This is a genomic window from Providencia rustigianii (assembly GCF_900637755.1).
GTDB lineage: Bacteria > Pseudomonadota > Gammaproteobacteria > Enterobacterales > Enterobacteriaceae > Providencia > Providencia rustigianii.
The window spans coordinates 111,727-127,054 of the sequence record NZ_LR134396.1 but is presented as its reverse complement, the minus strand read 5'-3'; the positions used below and the strand labels follow the sequence as shown (position 1 = coordinate 127,054).

Here is a 15,328-nt window from a genome sequence, read left to right as displayed (position 1 = left end):
GTAAATAACCATGAAATTAACAACACTTTATCGTACAACCCTCGGCTTCATTAGCCTTGCGATATTTAGCCATACCGCGTATTCCGCCGTCTCAATGGACAGAACACGGATCATTTTTAATGGCGGACAAAAATCTATTTCGCTGAATATCTCAAATAACAACAATCAGTTGCCATATTTAGCCCAAGGTTGGCTTGAAAATACAGACGGTCAAAAAATTCAGTCTCCATTAGTTGTATTACCGCCTGTTCAGCGTTTAGAGCCAGGTAAATCGAGCCAAGTCAAAATTGAAGCTCTGCCCGCTATCAATACGCTACCGCAAGATCGTGAGTCATTGTTCTATTTTAATTTACGAGAAATTCCGCCAAAAACAAATAAACCAAATTCACTGCAAATTGCACTGCAAACACGCGTGAAACTGTTTTATCGCCCTAAAGCAATCATTCCTGAGCAAAACAGTACACCGTGGCAAGAAAAGTTAACCTTAGATAAGCAAGGTGAACGTTTTGTCGTGAAAAATCCGACACCGTATTACGTCACGATTATCAATGCAGTAGCCAATGGTAAGGAATCTGATGGCAAAGATTTCACCCCAATTATGGTGCCACCCTTTGGGCAAAGTGACTTAGGTGCGACCGTTAATAAATTAGGTAATAGCCCAATACTGACTTATATCAACGATTACGGTGGTCGCCCTAATTTGACATTTAATTGCCAAGCCACCAGCTGCCAGACTGTTTCAGATAATAAAAGCAAATAGCACCAAGTAAGCCCCTAACTAGCGGGGCTTATATTGATAACACGTAAGGAATACGAATGACTGACTTACCAAAAACACCATTTTTTCAATACGGCTTATTTGTCGCCATATTGAGCTGTACCGTCAGTGTATCGAGCATGGCAGCTGACAATCACAACAATTTCGGTCAACCCGTCGATAATTGGAACGTTGATGGACAACATGGCGTGGTCTATGTCACCGGTTCACTCACCGAAAGCCCATGCCAACTTGCGATGACCTCAAGCTATCAATCCATCGAAATGGGTAATTTGGATGTGGGTACATTGCTGCGAAATGGAAAAGGCACCCCAGTTGCATTTCAGATTGAACTAGAAAATTGTTTAGAAATACCAACTCAGTTAACTAATGCACAAACGGGTATGACTGCCTGGAGTAGCAGCCAACCTGCGGTCAAAATTCGCTTTCTCGCTAAGAGTACGCAATCAACCCCTAATGTTGCTCAAGTCAATGGTGTTGATGGGTTGGGATTAGCTATCACAACACCCAACGGCTCGTTACTGCCTCTCGGATTAGACAGTGATCCTCGGTTGCTACCATCAGGGCAAAGTAAGCTGACTTATTATGTGACTCCCGTCAGAACAGGAGCGTTGCAGCCGGGTGCATATTCCTCGCTGATTGCCTTTGAAATGCTGTACGACTAGCGAGGAAGTAACATGACCAAACACATTATTTCTGGGCTGTTTCTATCCCTATTCAGTTTGTTTTCTAATCTGGCAATTGCCGATATGTATACCCTAACCGTTAAAGTCACCGTTGTAGAAAAAACTTGCGATATATACGGCAACGGAGGGCGTAATCAGCCTATCACTGTCGATATGGGGGATCTTATTATCAAAAAAATTGATGGGCAACAATATGAAACCGAGATCCCCTATCAGCTCGATTGTACCGATGCTGCCAATAATCCCGCGTTAAAAATGAAATTCGATGGAACCCAGATGGCAGGCCAAGAGGCTAATGTATTAAGAACATCCGTTGATAACTTAGGGTTAGCCTTAAAAATGGGAAGCAGTGACATGACCATTGGCAAATGGCATCTATTTAATTACAGCGCACACCCTAGATTAAGTGTGACCCCAATCGCAAGTGGCACGGGCGGTATTAATGATGAACAAATGACCGCCTCCGCGACTTTAAGTGTGGAGTATCAGTAATGAAGTTCAAAACAACCTTAAGATCACTGGTTTTCACATTAAGCAGTTTAGTATCTGTAGCGGTACCGGCTGTTGAAGTTAACTTCACCGCGAATTTAATTCAAAACCCGCCTTGTGATGTCTCAGGGCCCGACGGTGTCAATCAGCCCATTAGAGTGCCATTTGGCGATGTTGGTATCACCAAAATTAACGGGGTGAACTACCGACAAGATTTCACGATAACCCTAAGTTGCGGAGCTGGTCTTGGGAATGCCGTGGCGGTCTATCTCGAATACCGAGGAATGATTGCACCATTTGATGAAAATGCATTGCAAGCGAGCCCGCTAGGATTGGGCATTCGGTTATATCAAAACGGGAACGTGGTACCACCAAATACAGGGATACCTGTAAATATGTCGGGTAACGATCCCAAAGAATTGCAGTTCTATGCGGTAACCGTAAAAGATACAAGCCCAGCATCAACGTTATATGAAGGGGATTTCACAGCAACGGCCAGTATGGAGCTGAACTATCCATGAAAAAACAGCACAGACAAATACGACATTTATCCTTACTAAGTACAGCAGCATTGATGCTCAGCGCTTATTCGTTAAGTGCTCAAACCGCGAATAGTAATGAAATTCAGTACAGCGGAACCTTGATTGCATTGCCTTGCACGGTTGATCCAACCTCCGAAGATTTCGGGATAAATTTTGGTGAGAATATCAATGCAAAAGATTTAGCCAATGGCCAACGTCGTTACAGCAAAGAAGATATTACGTTTAAGCTGACAGACTGTGATATATCCCTTGGCAACACAGTCTCGGTGAAATTCAATGGTATTTCTACAACCCCTAATGGGCTATTGAACGTAGATGCTAACAGCAGCGCGAGCGGAATCGCAGTGGGTTTAGAAACACCAAGCGGTGAATTTTTACCGATTAATAATATGCAAGTGAAACCAGTGAAGCCAATAACAGATGGCAATATGACCATCCGGTTACGGTCATATGTACAAGCGGCGGATGGTGCGACGATAGAGGCAATCACCCCTGGCTTTTTTATGGCAACACTGACTTACGCTTTGGTATACGAGTAGCAAATATTTTTTCAAACTGAAAAATGCTGTCTATTTCAAGATTGCTGATTTGTGAAACACAAATATACGATTACGATTAATATCGAGGACATTAATGTATAAAATTGCCATCATCTTCCTTCTTCATATCATGGCTCCTACTGCTGTCGCGACAGTCAACTACACACCACAGAATATGGGGGTATACCTGGGGCCTAAAGCCACCCTAACAGGTAGCATTACACAAACCACAGGGCCTGCATATTACTATCAATACAGGGAAGATAGTAACAGCCCTGCTGGATGCAGAAATTCTAATCACCAGCCTGTCGCCTGTACTGTATTCTCACGGCCAGCCTCATATGACGTGGTATTATCTCTCGTTGGCGGCCTTGATGAACGCCCATTTACAGCAATTACAGGCGGGAGTAAGTGCTACCTTAGTGTGGGGGCTGGGTATGCTGACAATTACGTTTCAGAAGGCTCAACCATGCTATATGATAAGGGAGCAGCCAATAATGCCGAACAACGGGAGATTACATATGATGGCTATCTAATGGCGACCGGATCCACAATCAAGCAGATTGATAAGCCTTGTACAGAGACCACCATTCGAGATGTGGGTATTGTTAGCGCGAGTATGGCGAGCAACCTCTTTGGAGGGCCTTCTAATCCATATGCCTACACATGGACTTATAGAAGACTTATCTATCCGTCTATGGACGGTACTTCGCTTTCTTTTTATCTTATTGTGCAACCATCCAATGACTGGTCTCCTCGCAATAGCAATCGTTGGATGACGTATCATAGAACAGGGTATTCTAATGATGGCTATGTCCCCCTGTCGTATGTACCACCCATGGCGATACTCTAATAGACTACGGAGTAATGAATTCAGCATCTCTGAACGGTGCGGTTGGGTCTGCCACTGTCACCGTCTCGTGCAGTACCTCTGCAACAGCAAACGTGAGTATCATTAACCCTGGAGGTGGCGATCTGAGTCTGGGCAAAGGATTATCTTCTCGTATTAGCTTACCTGATGGGAATCGACTTTCTATTCCTGAGGGGGTTCCTTTGAATGTCCCCGTTCGTAGCGAACTGATCACAAATGGACACGTGTCGGCTGGGGAATACTCAGGGGCGACAACACTTGTATTTACCTACAATTAACAGATTATTCGGTCACTCAGAAATCGGCTGCTCATTGATATTATTGACCAGCCTTTTCATGACATTATGTTAGTCAAATAATTGCCATTATAATGAACTTAGATTCTTACCGTAGTATCCCTTTCCCCCTCTAATCCAGAATGATGTATACTTGCCAGCAGGAAATTTATTCACGGTTAAATAATGATGAAAGAAACTGAAAAAACACAAATTAAAACGCTTAGCGACCGCTTAGACCTTGTTCGTCACCAGATGGCAAGTATGCAGCTGACGAACGAAGCAGAAAAGTACGCCGAACTTGAGAAAGAAAAAGCGACGCTGGAAGTTGAGATCGCTCGCGTGAAGGAAACTCGTAACAAGAAGCTCAGCAAAGAAGCACAAAAGTTGATGGATATGCCATTCAAGCGCCCGATCACGAAGAAAGAGCAAGCGGATATGGGCAAGCTGAAGAAATCCGTACGAGGCCTCGTTATTGTCCACCCCATGACGGCATTAGGTCGCGAAATGGAGCTGGATGCTATGACAGGTTTTTCTAAAACTGATTTCTAGTTAGAAAATCAACCTAACTAAAAATTTATCGTGACCGACTAATACTGGCAGGTTCTTAATATACTGTTTATTATTATGAGCTGTTAGCCAGTATTCGTCCGATTCTGATATAAGGCTGACTTTAACAAGTCAGCTAAAATTAAGAATAGTGACTTCTACTTCCCTCTTTTCAGTAAATCTTTCAGTGCTGCAATATTCGCCCTTGCCCCTTCTGCCTCTTTTAACTGTCGACGTTTTTGAGCATAAATATCAAACATCTCTTTAGCTTTTTCATCAGCCGCTTTCTTACTAATCCCACCAGCGCCTTGCAAAACTTCACGGTCATTGAAACTTAAAAACTGATCCAGTTTGGTATCCCAATCCTGTAAAAAAACCTGCTTGCGGCGCAGTGCTTGGTCTTCTGCAAAGTCGAGCCACATATTGACGATACGGTTTAACTCTTTGAGCTCATTCTCACGTAGATAGTTCTTTGCAATAATTACATCGGTTTTACGAATTTCGTCGGATTTATAGCTGGTTAATCCCATATCCAGCTGACTGGCATCTGCGCGACTGGCAATAAGTTCAGCGGCAGTCATTCCCGTACAAGCAAAATGCAGTTTGTTTTGGATGGTTTGAAAAAAACGAGTAGTTTCTTTATTTGAAGGCTCGTAGTCCGCTGCCATAGTGAAAATTTCTTTGACTCGTAAATATACTCGCCGCTCACTGGCGCGAATATCACGGATGCGTTCGAGCATCTCATCAAAGTAATCAGGCACAACAGACTGACCGATAGGCGGATTCTTCAGACGTTCATCATCCATCACAAACCCTTTGATCAGATACTGTTCCAGCGTTTGCGTTGCCCACTGGCGAAATTGTGTACCGCGAACCGAACGGACGCGATAACCAATCGCGAGGATCATTGAGAGGTTGTAATGCAGTGTGTTGCGATTAACCTGCCGATTACCTTCTCGTCGAACTTGTAAGAAAGACTTACAAGTTGAATTTTGTACAAGCTCACCCTCTTCGTAAACAGCTTTAACATGTTGAGTTATTGCCTGAGGTGTTACCTGATAAAGATTGGCAATTTCAGCCTGAGATAACCACAGCGTATCGGATTCAAAGCGGCATTCGACGCGAGTTTGGCCATCAACACTACGAAATAAAACAAATTCACCCTGTGGTGCTTCCGGAAGATTTTCACTCATCAAATTGCCCCCAATTTACGTGCTAAGAATAAATTATGACCAACAATATACTATGTCACCACAAAAGATAAGGCTGACAAAAATAGCCATATTCTTCGCATCACTTAGCAGCAGAAAAAACGCGGTTTTTAATAGTAGTAAATACCAACAAACATTCACAAATTAGGACAAGCTATAGAGAATTGGATTGATTAATTAACAAGAAGTTTTTGAGACATGACGAAAGAAGCAAATCGTGGCGATAACAGGAGTCCACATTGTCCATTTTATATTGATTTATAATGAATTATATAAATACACTTTTAGATTTACACACAAAACTACTCACATCTTTAATTCTAGGCGATACTTATCACCTCTATTTCTAACTAAAAACCTTGGGAAAACTTGGCATTGTATTGCGCAATTCGCAATTTTTTTGCGCACAATTCGCAGTTAACCTCAATAAATCTATATATCAAAACACGTAAACATCATCTTAACCAATTGTAATAATTACAATTTATTGATGTTCGTATTTTTCGCAGTGCGCAATTCTAAGCGCGGTTTTTCGCAGTAATGCGCAATTGACCTTAACATTTCTGCACACCCAAATTTGCGCACAACCTTAACAATTGTTAACAGGCAATCATTGAGCAGAGCCAACCAGAAAGAGACTTCAACGCTACATTTCTATTTCATGGCCAACTGCGCAAACTTTATTTTGCGCAATATGTCGCTTTAATTTTACAAAACATCACTATTTCGTCAGCTTGTTGTAGCTCCAATTTAGAAATATCACTTTTTGCGGCATAAAGGAGTAAACCTTTTTCCGCGATAAGGACATTCAAAATGTTGGTGACTATGTCGGATAAAGAATTGAATCGGATTAATGTTATTCAGGCAGTTTGTGAAAAACGATTACGGCGGCGTGATGCTGCATCTCAACTCAATTTAACCGAACGGCAGGTACAGCGGCTCGTTAACCGGTATCGTGAATTAGGTATAGCTGGTCTGGCTCATGCACAACGAGGAAAACAAGGTAACAACTGCTTTCCTGACGCTTTTAAACTTCGCGTGATGGCGCTGATACACCAAAATTACAGTGATTTTGGTTCAACCCTGGCAGCCGAAAAATTGCATGAAAAACACAAAATTATTGTTTCTGCCGAAACCATCAGAAAATGGATGATTGCTGATGGTCTTTGGGTTCCTTATGTTCGGCGAAAGCCTCGCATTTATCAGCCTCGTAGTCGTCGTGATTGCCTTGGTGAGCTGATCCAGCTAGACGGATCTCATCATGATTGGTTTGAAGGTCGAACCCCAAAATGTTGCTTACTGGTGTTTGTTGATGATGCTACAGGACGCTTAATGCACCTGCGTTTTGGCAAAACCGAATCTGCCTTTGATTATATGCTGGCAACACGAGAATACATTGAAAAACACGGTAATCCAGCAGAATTTAGAGCCAGTTTAAGGCGATAATCACCCTATTCTCCAAACTAAAAGTGACATTTCTATTTTGGAGAATTAGGTGACATTTTAAAATTGGAGTGACAGGATAATGTGATAGCAGAATTGTCATTTCTTTTGAGAACTGATATCGAAAAAAAATCAGACAAACCTGCAAGCTATTATTTGCGCTTTAAGTTAAATTATTAAGATGTAATCATTACTTAACGCCATTTCACATGACTGATAATACACATCACTCAAAAACCAAACTGGAATCTACCGGGGAGATCGTCACCAGCTCTGTGCCGCCCCGCCTCTATTTTCACCCCGACAGCGGCACGTTCCTTTTTCCTAGTAGCGAAGACGCGCTCGATATCGAACTCGATAACAATCGGATGAACGGACTCTTAGCTCTGCGCGTGGATGCGGAGTTACGCATCGAAGAACTTCACCGGAAGTTAGCCTTGATTGATAAACCCTACAGTGTTGAAAAAGAACGCTTATTAGCCGAGCTTCGTCAGGAGGAGTTATGTTTTGATACCGCCGTGGAGAATTTAAAAACGGAAATGAAAATGCTCGCCCCTCCGGAGGAACTGCCCAAAACCAAGCTCTTAGACGACAGCAGTAAAAAAAGTGCCATTGGGTTAATGGAACTTATCGAAATCAGCGGGGGAAAAAAAGGGTATAAATATACCTACGTGCGTTCCGATAAAATTAAAAACCATACTCGGCGCTATCAACTGAATGAGAATGACAAAAAAAGCGGGACTAAAAGTTTTATCACCACCGAAGAATACATCGACGGCAAGGGAGAAAAACGCCAACGGCAAGTGATTGACAAGGAAAAACTCACCTCACAATTAACCTCGGGGAAAGTGAACATCTCCCTGTATGAACTAAAATTGGTGAAAGATACCGCGGGGACGCTCGGAGAATGGGTGGAAGATTTGAATAAAAAGCTCAAAACCTCCCCGTATAAAGGCGATAACTTTGAATTCGATTCTCAATCTCAATTAATGCGTTGGGGGTATGGCGCGGGGTTTAAAGCCGGATTCAGTCCGTTTGAATTAGATTTACGTACCGGAAAGTAAAGGGGCGGCGATTGCCTCACTGATGACCGGGAATTTTTGGGATGAGTTCAGCCCAGCCAATCATCAAGGCACAAGCTGTGAAGGCGGGGTGCGGTTTGCCTCGCGTAAACGGGCGATTTTACTGATTTTAAGCTGGGCACAATCCAAACGGGATTACGAAAATATTATGCAGCACTTATCCATGAATATTGGGGAGAAAGGGGATTGGCGAGCGAATGAAGCACGGGTGGTAGCGTTTTTATCGGATGGGGAAGCGCCAATTTCACCGATAAAACCGCAACTGTTTGGTCCCGCCCCGACTATCATTGGGCTGGTACCTGACATTCGGATAGAGCCCAGTCATTACCGACAAAATCTGGCGGCACTGTATCAACATCTACCGGATAGCCTTGAGGTTCAACGAAATTCGGATGTGAATCAACAGATCCCGTTAAAGCAAGTCGATTTTGTGTATGTGGACAGTTGTACGCGCGTGTTTGTGGACGATAAGGAGTTACGATAATGACAAGGATATGGTGTCGCTACGCCCCGTTACTGATAGTCATGCTTACCGGGTGTGATAATGGGCAAAAAGAAATTGAAGCGGCTCAGTTGCGACAAGCATCAATGGAGAATATGGTCTCCATTCCAGGAGGGCGTTTTCAAATGGGGGATTTTGGACCGTTAGTGGAGGATAAACTGCCGTATAGTTTTGACCTTTCAACCAAGCCCTTGCATTGGGTGTCCTTGTCGGATTTTAAAATGGGCAAATACCGCGTGACGTGGGGGGAGTTTAATCGCTGGCTCGATTTACAGGAGCGAAATAAAACCGAATATTACCTTGATGTGAAAAATAATCCCTATGCAAAAAAAGATAAGCTAGGGGACGATTATCCCGCAAAAGTATCGTGGCAAGAGGCGAAAGATTATTGCCAATGGTTAGGGGCAAATAGTGGCAAAAAAACCGATTTACCGACGGAGGCACAGTGGGAATACGCCGCGCGCAGCGGGGGACAATTTTTGATTTTCGGGAATAGTGATAACAAGTTGTATCATAGTAACGAAGACCCCAAACGAAACTTTACGGTTTGGCCCGCTCCTGTAGGACATTTTGCCCCCAACCCCATTGGACTGTATGACATGATGGGCAATGGGACGGATTGGGTTAACGATTGGTATAGTGAAGATTATTATCAACATTCCCCCGAAGACAATCCGTTAGGGCCAAAAAATGGAACGGAAAAAGTGGTGCGAGGCTATCTTGGCAGTGTTGATGGAACATTGACGATCACCCGGGGGGGGAGGCTCCCTGACCATGAATTTGGAAATGGGTTTCGGTGTGTCGAAAACCTGTAAGCTGGTCGAGTCTCTGGTGATTTGAGTCGCCAGGGACTCAAGGAGATAACTAAATGCAAAATAAGAAATTACGTTCAAATTTTCAGGTATTACGTCTCGTTATCTACCATCACTTGTTGTTATTTTTCTCGTTATTGCTTTTGGGCAGCTTTTTTATTGCTGCTTCCTTGCTGATGTTTCATGTTGGATTAGACGAATACGATCATGTTCTACTCTTTTTCGCCTGTTTATTTTTATTCATAGGCATTTTTGTGATTGGGTTTAATTTGCATGCAACCGTGAATAGTATTTCTTACTACTATGAGAAAAAATCGACCAAAATTAAAAAATCGGTGTTTTTTAGATGATGTCGATTCCATTTATGTTAAATTGACTTTTTACGTCAATTTAACATAAATGTGCTTAAGCGATCCACCGCTGTAGCTCCAATTTTAAAATGTCACTTATTGAATTATCAGCATTATAAAGAAAATTACGCATTGTATTTTGCTAAACGTTTACGAATGACAAGGCTAGTTTTGGCTAGTAATAAAATTTTAGAGGTGTGAGGTTTCGTGAGGTATCATTGCATGAGAGTTATTATCGAATATTACCGCCTCTACTTATACTGAGGCAGCAACTTTCACTCTAAAATAATTGATATATTGGAGTTAATAGCAAAGCTAAAGCAATTAAGAACACTTCAAACAACCGGATTAATTTTTCTATACAGGAAAAGTGTATATGGCTACGTATGACTTTAACCAACATAACCACTCTAGAAAGGATATATAGGTAAGAAACAGAGCCCACAAAGACTAAACCCCCTCCTTTTATGCTACTTAATTTATCCCACATATTTACACCGGTCATTTTACTCAACAGCAAAGAACAAACAAACATCAGTGTGTAAAGAACTGCCACAATAGCTATTTGGCTAGCAAAATAAGGTGTGTATGTATCTTTCTCTATGATTGAACTCACATTAATCTCCTGTATTGAATAAAACTCAATCATAGTTCACTTTTTTGTTTCAGCTATTATCCGTATTTCCAATTTTCACTACCGAAATTAATTAAAATTTTTCTATTAAATACGCGATCAGGTGTTGGTTCAGTTGGTTCAGTTGGTTCAGTTTGTAAAGATGATTGTTTTTAAAGTATTTATTTGAAAATACTGAACCAACACTAAAACGATAAAATTACACACAGGCTAAATAGCTCCACCCATGATAATGCCGAATGTACGTGATATCCCCGACATAATAGTGCTTTTTCGTGGGTCTAATGGCAACTAATTGATTTAATTTCATGATGTTCGCTATTTTATAAGTACCAATTTGATACCCTAAATCTTTTAGCTCTGCTTGGATACGCCTTTTGCCATAAGTCTGACCCGATACAGTAAAAATGCGTTTGATTTCACTACACAGTCTTTCATTTTCAACAGTCGGTATTGTCGGTTCATAATAAAAACTACTGCTGCTTACTTCAAAAAGATGGCATAACTCAGTGACTGTAAAATTAGGATACAGGGTTTTCATTTGTTTCACGATTTTGAGTTTTGATTGTCGAGGATGAAGTAAGCCGCTGCTTTTTTTAATATATCGTTATCCCTCTGAGCGCGCTTGAGTTGAGTTTCTAGCTCTTGTATGCGCTGTTGCTCGAGCGTTAGTGCTTTTGATTTTACTGGCGTATTACCATTTAACTCAGCCAGATATTGTTGCTTCCATCGCGATACTGCAGATTTGCCTGCCCCAGATATTTTTTCAACTTGGATATTGTGCTATACCCCCCTTCAACCATGAGTTTTGCATATTCCAGTTTTTGCTTTGCACTAAAGGTCACTTTTACTTTTCGGGTCATATTTATACCTATAAGATTTTGCTTAATTATAAGCTATAAATCCCTACAGTTTTATTAGACCATTACATCCATAAGTAACTTTCTGGCAGCCTCACGCTTTTCTCGTGCCATTAATAAAGTCACCTCTGGATATGTACCAAACGAAAGCATTTTTGCCTTGCCTTCAAAACGATAACGAAAGCGCCAGCCCTTGGAGCCTGTATGCTCAATCAACAGAGAAAGCCCTTTCCCATCAGCAAGAGAATACGCCTTATCCCTAGGTTTAGCTTTCTTGATTACCATATCGGTGAGCTTCATATATACCCCATTTGTGTATAGCCAAAAGTGTATAGAAAATTCTACTCACAAAATTATACACAAACAGTCGTATATTTAGGTATACGTCACTAGACCTCTGCATATATAAAAATGATGATTTATATTGATTTTAAAGGGAAAAATAGACTTTAGTAGACCTTACTAAACTATGGATGGCGGAAGATCACAGGAGTCGAACCTGCCCGGGACTGCTGGCAGCCCCAACTGGATTTGAAATCCAGCCGCCTCACCGGAGACGACGATCTTCCTCTACTTGGTAGGAGTTCGATTATAAACTGAATTATTTATTTTCCAAGGTATTGTAAGAACAACCATTCAAATTCTTGATACAAACCAATAACCCGTGCCACAATTTGTTAAACCGCAATAACAAAAAGCACAATTGTGATATTGAGCTTTGCATATCTGCCCCCATATACTTGCTTATATTCATAACGGTGCACTGATTTATTTAACGAATCATTCCACCTACTTTTATTGTCAGCACAGTAAGCCTTGGCCTTCGAGCGCAAGCCTGCATCAAGGATGTTTTTTATGACAAATTCATTATTGACCGATTCTGCACTACCACGTTTTTCAAGCATTGAACCTGCGCATATTTTTCCAGCCGTACAACACGTTTTAGGCGAATATCGCCAAACTGTTGAAAACCTACTGGCTGCCAATGACCAATACACTTGGGATAACCTGTGCCAACCATTAGAAGAAGCGAGCGATAAACTGTCCCGCGTTTGGTCTCCCGTTAGTCACCTGCATTCTGTCAAAAATAGCCCAGAACTGCGGGAAGCTTATGAACAATGCCTTCCTTTACTGTCTGAGTTCAGCACTTGGATGGGGCAACATGAGCCACTGTATCAAGCTTATAAATCCCTAAAAGAAGGCGATGAATTTAATAAGCTAACCCAAGCACAACAAAAATCAATTGAAAATACCCTGCGTGATTTTGAATTATCCGGCATCGGCCTGCCCGTTGAAAAACAGCAACGTTACGGCGAGATCGTAGCACGCTTGTCAGAAATCGCCTCTAAGTTCAGTAACAACGTGCTTGATGCGACCATGGGTTGGAGCAAGCTTATCAAAGATGAAAGCGAGCTAGCTGGAATGCCAGAAAGTGCTATTGCAGCCGCCAAAGCCATGGCTGAGTCCAAAGGTGAAGAAGGGTATTTACTCACACTGGATATGCCAAGCTACCTGCCTGTGATGACTTACGCGGATAACGCAGAATTGCGCCGCGAAATGAGCCAAGCCTACAGTACCCGTGCATCTGACCAAGGGCCAAATGCAGGTAAATGGGATAACAGCGAACTGATTGAAGAGTTAATGGCACTGCGCCATGAACTGGCTCAATTACTCGGTTTTAAAAACTTCGCAGAAAAATCTCTCGCTACCAAAATGGCTGAATCCCCAGAGCAAGTATTAAGCTTCCTGAATGGGTTAGCCGATCGCGCGCATCAACAAGGTAAAGACGAATTAGCAGATTTAACCGCCTTTGCTAAAGAGCATTATGGTGTCGATACCCTCGAATCTTGGGATCTCGCCTACTACAGCGAAAAACAAAAACAGCATAAATTCTCATTAAATGATGAAGAACTACGCCCTTATTTCCCGGAACAGCGCGTATTAAATGGGCTGTTTGAAGTGGTTCACCGTATCTATGGTTTAACCGCCAAAGAACGTCATGATGTTGAAACTTGGCATGGTGATGTGCGTTTCTTTGAATTATATGATGATACCGACACACTACGTGGTAGCTTCTACCTCGATTTATATGCCCGTGAGAATAAACGTGGTGGCGCGTGGATGGATGACTGTGTTGGCCGCATGGTGCATAAAGATGGCATCCTACAGAATCCTGTCGCCTATTTGACTTGTAACTTCAACAAGCCTCTTGGTGATAAGCCTGCACTGTTTACTCACGATGAAGTCATTACGCTGTTCCATGAGTTTGGCCATGGTCTGCACCATATGCTGACCCAAATTGATGTTGCTGATGTTGCTGGCATTAACGGTGTTCCATGGGATGCCGTTGAGCTGCCAAGCCAATTTATGGAAAACTGGTGCTGGGAACCTGAAGCGCTGGAATTTATCTCCGGTCATTATGAAACAGGCGAACCACTGCCAACCGAGATGCTGAACAGCATGCTAGCGGCAAAAAATTACCAATCAGCAATGTTTGTCCTACGCCAACTAGAGTTCGGTCTGTTTGACTTCACGTTGCATGCAGAATATGACCCAGCGAAAGGCGCACGCGTCATGCCAACCCTGTACGCTATTAAAGAGAAAGTTGCGGTTGTACCATCCCCTGAATGGAGCCGATTCCCTCATGCATTTAGCCATATTTTTGCTGGTGGCTACGCTGCGGGTTATTACAGCTATTTATGGGCGGATGTTTTGGCAGCTGATGCATTCTCACGTTTCTCCGAAGAAGGTATTTTCAACCGTGAAACGGGTCAATCATTCCTCGATAATATTTTAAGTCGTGGCGGTTCAGAAGAACCAATGGCGCTGTTCGAGCGTTTCCGTGGCCGTAAACCAGAATTGGATGCGATGTTGAAGAGCTATGGCATTCATGGCTGATCACATTGTAATTCAATTAATCTGTGAAGAGGGTGCCGATGCTGGCGCCCTATCCCAACTCGCTGAAAAATGGCAGTTAGTCCATACTCCAGATGCACTAATGGCGCTGGTCTTAACGCCTGAAAATCTACAATTACGTAAAATGGATGAACCTAAATTAGGTGGCATTTTTGTGGATTTTGTTTCAGGGGCAATGGCACATCGTCGCAAATTTGGCGGCGGTAGAGGTGAAGCCGTTGCCAAAGCGGTTGGGATCAAAAAAGACTATTTACCGGATGTGATTGATGCAACAGCGGGTTTAGGGCGCGATGCGTTTGTGCTGGCAGCGCTGGGCTGTAAAGTCCGCATGCTAGAACGTCATCCTGTCGTCGCGGCACTGCTGGATGATGGCTTGCAACGCGGCTATCAGGATCTTGAAATTGGTCAATGGCTACAAGCACGTATGTCACTGATCCACGCGTCGAGTATCCATGCATTAGCAGAAATTACAGATGCACCAGACGTGATTTATCTCGATCCGATGTATCCACATCGGCAGAAAAGCGCGTTAGTGAAAAAGGAAATGCGGGTATTTCAGTCATTAGTGGGTGCCGATGATGATGCAGATTCTTTACTCGCTCCTGCAATCGCGTTGGCAAAACGCCGTGTTGTGGTTAAACGCCCTGATTATGCGGAACCTCTAGCGGGACAAAAAGCACCTTCCGCGGTTACGACTAAAAGCCATCGATTCGATATTTATCCATGCATTAAAAACAGTGATTAAAACGTAACGGCGAAGGGCGTTTTGTACAATTGGCAATAAACTTG

16 protein-coding genes, 1 tRNA gene and 3 pseudogenes are annotated in these 15,328 nt (G+C 42.6%); 15 read left to right on the top strand and 5 right to left on the bottom strand.

What is annotated here, in order from left to right; all coding sequences use genetic code 11:
• The first annotated feature begins 10 nt into the window (after window positions 1-10).
• From EL244_RS00605 to EL244_RS00570, 8 genes are all read left to right on the top strand, one after another.
• On the top strand, window positions 11-760 hold the full coding sequence (locus tag EL244_RS00605; protein WP_126458008.1) for a fimbria/pilus periplasmic chaperone: 750 nt from the start codon (window positions 11-13) through the stop codon (window positions 758-760).
• Window positions 761-816: 56 nt separating this feature from the next.
• A complete protein-coding gene (locus EL244_RS00600) occupies window positions 817-1,443 on the top strand; it encodes a fimbrial protein (RefSeq protein WP_230084859.1) in 627 nt (208 codons plus the stop codon).
• A gap of 12 nt (window positions 1,444-1,455) precedes the next feature.
• Entirely contained in the window at window positions 1,456-1,956 is a 501-nt protein-coding gene (locus tag EL244_RS00595) for a fimbrial protein (protein WP_126458005.1), read from the top strand.
• Window positions 1,956-2,474 (top strand): fimbrial protein, encoded by a 519-nt coding sequence (locus EL244_RS00590; RefSeq protein ID WP_126458002.1) that lies wholly within the window; start codon window positions 1,956-1,958, stop codon window positions 2,472-2,474. The genes EL244_RS00595 and EL244_RS00590 overlap by 1 nt, the downstream gene beginning before the upstream one ends.
• Window positions 2,471-3,034: a fimbrial protein gene (locus EL244_RS00585; RefSeq protein WP_126457999.1), complete on the top strand. Its 564-nt coding sequence runs from the start codon at window positions 2,471-2,473 to the stop codon at window positions 3,032-3,034. The genes EL244_RS00590 and EL244_RS00585 overlap by 4 nt, the downstream gene beginning before the upstream one ends.
• Window positions 3,035-3,128: 94 nt before the next feature.
• Window positions 3,129-3,887 (top strand): hypothetical protein, encoded by a 759-nt coding sequence (locus EL244_RS00580; protein WP_126457997.1) that lies wholly within the window; start codon window positions 3,129-3,131, stop codon window positions 3,885-3,887.
• A gap of 14 nt (window positions 3,888-3,901) precedes the next feature.
• Window positions 3,902-4,183, top strand: a complete 282-nt coding sequence (locus EL244_RS00575) for an MrpH family fimbial adhesin (RefSeq protein ID WP_126457994.1) — start codon at window positions 3,902-3,904, stop codon at window positions 4,181-4,183.
• A 186-nt stretch (window positions 4,184-4,369) separates the two neighbouring features.
• Window positions 4,370-4,732, top strand: a complete 363-nt coding sequence (locus EL244_RS00570) for a YibL family ribosome-associated protein (RefSeq protein ID WP_039854928.1) — start codon at window positions 4,370-4,372, stop codon at window positions 4,730-4,732.
• 155 nt (window positions 4,733-4,887) lie between these two features.
• Here the strand turns inward: EL244_RS00570 and EL244_RS00565 are convergent, their stop codons facing one another.
• Entirely contained in the window at window positions 4,888-5,922 is a 1,035-nt protein-coding gene (locus EL244_RS00565; RefSeq protein WP_126457991.1) for a virulence RhuM family protein, read from the bottom strand.
• A gap of 843 nt (window positions 5,923-6,765) precedes the next feature.
• On the opposite strand from EL244_RS00565, the pseudogene EL244_RS00560 reads away from it, so the two are divergent.
• The 5 genes and pseudogenes from EL244_RS00560 to EL244_RS18240 all read left to right on the top strand — a co-directional run.
• Window positions 6,766-7,356: pseudogene (locus EL244_RS00560) on the top strand (ISNCY family transposase); the annotation flags it as partial.
• A gap of 236 nt (window positions 7,357-7,592) precedes the next feature.
• Window positions 7,593-8,447: a hypothetical protein gene (locus EL244_RS00555; protein ID WP_126457988.1), complete on the top strand. Its 855-nt coding sequence runs from the start codon at window positions 7,593-7,595 to the stop codon at window positions 8,445-8,447.
• Between the two features lie 22 nt (window positions 8,448-8,469).
• Window positions 8,470-8,949, top strand: coding sequence for a hypothetical protein (locus EL244_RS00550; protein ID WP_126457985.1), 480 nt, complete (start codon window positions 8,470-8,472; stop codon window positions 8,947-8,949).
• Entirely contained in the window at window positions 8,949-9,782 is an 834-nt protein-coding gene (locus tag EL244_RS00545; protein WP_126457982.1) for a formylglycine-generating enzyme family protein, read from the top strand. The genes EL244_RS00550 and EL244_RS00545 overlap by 1 nt, the downstream gene beginning before the upstream one ends.
• Before the next feature lie 53 nt (window positions 9,783-9,835).
• Complete coding sequence (locus tag EL244_RS18240; protein WP_126436166.1) at window positions 9,836-10,129, top strand: hypothetical protein; 294 nt, start codon at window positions 9,836-9,838, stop codon at window positions 10,127-10,129.
• Between the two features lie 280 nt (window positions 10,130-10,409).
• Here the strand turns inward: EL244_RS18240 and EL244_RS00535 are convergent, their stop codons facing one another.
• The 4 genes and pseudogenes from EL244_RS00535 to EL244_RS17865 all read right to left on the bottom strand — a co-directional run bounded on the left by EL244_RS00535 (window position 10,410) and on the right by EL244_RS17865 (window position 12,192).
• Entirely contained in the window at window positions 10,410-10,745 is a 336-nt protein-coding gene (locus EL244_RS00535) for a hypothetical protein (protein ID WP_126436164.1), read from the bottom strand.
• 220 nt (window positions 10,746-10,965) lie between these two features.
• Window positions 10,966-11,626: pseudogene (locus tag EL244_RS17940) on the bottom strand (IS3 family transposase); the annotation flags it as partial.
• 72 nt (window positions 11,627-11,698) lie between these two features.
• Window positions 11,699-11,923: pseudogene (locus EL244_RS00525) on the bottom strand (Arm DNA-binding domain-containing protein); the annotation flags it as partial.
• A 174-nt stretch (window positions 11,924-12,097) separates the two neighbouring features.
• Window positions 12,098-12,192 (bottom strand) — tRNA-Sec (locus EL244_RS17865).
• Window positions 12,193-12,478: 286 nt separating this feature from the next.
• Here EL244_RS17865 and prlC point away from each other — a divergent pair.
• Window positions 12,479-14,521 (top strand): oligopeptidase A, encoded by a 2,043-nt coding sequence (gene prlC / locus EL244_RS00520; RefSeq protein WP_126457973.1) that lies wholly within the window; start codon window positions 12,479-12,481, stop codon window positions 14,519-14,521.
• Complete coding sequence (gene rsmJ / locus EL244_RS00515; protein ID WP_126457970.1) at window positions 14,514-15,284, top strand: 16S rRNA (guanine(1516)-N(2))-methyltransferase RsmJ; 771 nt, start codon at window positions 14,514-14,516, stop codon at window positions 15,282-15,284. The genes prlC and rsmJ overlap by 8 nt, the downstream gene beginning before the upstream one ends.
• The last annotated feature ends 44 nt before the right edge of the window (window positions 15,285-15,328 follow it).